This window comes from Streptomyces sparsus, from assembly GCF_054776295.1.
Genome location: NZ_BAAHCA010000939.1, coordinates 1 through 1,864, shown reverse-complemented (window position 1 = coordinate 1,864; position 1,864 = coordinate 1). Strand labels below are relative to the sequence as shown.

The window sequence follows — 1,864 nt, the reverse complement described above, 5'->3', positions numbered from 1 at the left end:
GGACCACCCGGTCGGGGAGATCGGCGGTGCCGGTCCGGGCCCGGCCGCCGCTCGACCGGCCGGTTCCGGTGAGGCTCCCCGGCCGGGCGCGCCGGTCAGCTCAGACCGGCCCGCTCCAGCGCCTCCACTCCCGTCCGCAGCGACGTGAGGCGCTCCTCCAGGGTGAAGCCGGCGGGGGCCAGCGAGAGCGTGGTGGCGCCCGCGTCGGCGTACCGCTGCATGCGGTCCGCGATCCGCTCCACCGGGCCGAGCAGTGCGGTGGAGTCGATGAGTTCGCGGGGCACCGCGGCGGCCGCCCCCTCCTTGTCGCCGGACAAGTACTTGTCCTGGATCTCGGCGGCCTCCTTCTCGTACCCCATGCGCTGGGCGAGCTTGTTGTAGAAGTTCTGCTTGCGGCTGCCCATGCCGCCCACGTAGAGCGCGGTGTAGGGGCGGAACATGTCCGCCAGCGCGTCCACGTCGTCGCCCACGGCCATCGGCACGGTCGGGCAGACGTCGAAGCCGTCGAGGTCCTTGCCGGCCTTCTCCCGGCCGGCGCGCAGCGCGGAGAGCGTCGTCTCCTCGGCGTGCTCGGGGGCGAAGAAGATCAGCAGCGCGCCGTCGGCGATCTCTCCGGTCTGCTCCAGGTTCTTCGGGCCGATCGCCGCGATGTACAGCGGGATGTGCTCGCGCACCGGGTGCACGGTGAGCTTCAGCGGCTTGCCGGGGCCGTCCGGCAGCGGCAGCGTCCAGTGCTCGCCGCTGTGGCTGAGCCGCTCCCGGCTCATGGCCTTGCGCACGATCTCGACGTACTCGCGGGTGCGGGCCAGCGGCTTGTCGAACTTCACGCCGTACCAGCCCTCGGAGACCTGGGGCCCGGAGACGCCCAGGCCCAGGCGGAAGCGGCCGCCGGAGAGGGAGTCCAGGGTGGCCGCGGTCATCGCCGTCATCGCGGGTGTGCGTGCCGGGATCTGGAGGATCGCCGAGCCCACGTCGATGCGCTCGGTCTGCGCGGCCACCCAGGACAGCACGGTGGGGGCGTCGGATCCGTAGGCCTCCGCGGCCCAGCACACGGCGTAGCCGAGGCGGTCCGCCTCCCGCGCGACGGCGAGGTTGTCCTGGTCCATCCCGGCACCCCAGTAGCCGAGGTTGATCCCGAGTCGCATCGCGCTCCCCTTACTGATCAGTAACGTCTTTGTCCCTCGGACTCTAGCGCGTGGCCGGAAGTACTCTCAACGCCCATGGAACTCAAGCAGCTGGGCCACACGGGGCTGCGGGTGTCCCGGATCGGGCTGGGAACCCTCAACTGGGGCAGGCGGGACGACGATCCCGCCGGGCGCGCCTCGGCCGAGCAGACCGCGGCCGACCTGCTGAAGACCTTCTGGGAGGCCGGCGGCACCCTGGTGGACACTGCGGACGTGTACGCCGACGGCGGCGCCGAGTACCTGCTCGGGCGGCTGCTGGACGGGCTCGTCCCCCGCCGGGAACTGGTCATCGCCACCAAGGCGGGCAGCGTGCCCGACCCCGACCGCCGCTTCGACTGCTCCCGCGGCCGGCTGCTGGCCGCTCTGGACGCCTCCCTGGAGCGGCTGGGCACCGACTACGTGGACCTGTGGCAGGTCCACGCCTTCGATCCGCGCACCCCGCTGGAGGAGACGCTGCACGCGCTCGACATAGCCGTGGGCAGCGGCCGGGCACGCTACGCGGGGGTGACCGACTTCAGCGGCTGGCAGCTCGCCAAGGCGGCCACCTGGCAGCTGGCCGCGCCGGGTGCGCGGAACCGGCTGGCCGGCGTCCAGGCCGAGTACTCGCTGCTGCGGCGCGACGTGGAGCGCGAGGTGCTGCCCGCCGCCCTCGACCTCGGGGTGGGGCTGCTGCCGTCCTC

General features: G+C 73.0%; 2 protein-coding genes. One reads left to right on the top strand and one right to left on the bottom strand.

Annotated features, from left to right (window positions below; genetic code table 11):
• Positions 1-95 precede the first annotated feature (95 nt).
• Positions 96-1,145 carry an LLM class F420-dependent oxidoreductase gene (locus tag ACYVE9_RS25115; protein WP_461030184.1) on the bottom strand — a complete coding sequence of 350 codons (1,050 nt, stop codon included), beginning with the start codon at positions 1,143-1,145 and terminating at the stop codon, positions 96-98.
• A gap of 75 nt (positions 1,146-1,220) precedes the next feature.
• Here ACYVE9_RS25115 and ACYVE9_RS25110 point away from each other — a divergent pair.
• On the top strand, positions 1,221-1,864 hold a 644-nt coding region (locus ACYVE9_RS25110), incomplete at its 3' end, for an aldo/keto reductase (RefSeq protein WP_461030183.1).

What these genes read in the sequence shown, in the direction of transcription:
- ACYVE9_RS25115 (WP_461030184.1), bottom strand. Translation starts at nt 1,145, where the DNA reads ATGCGACTCGGGATCAACCTCGGCTACTGGGGTGCCGGGATGGACCAG.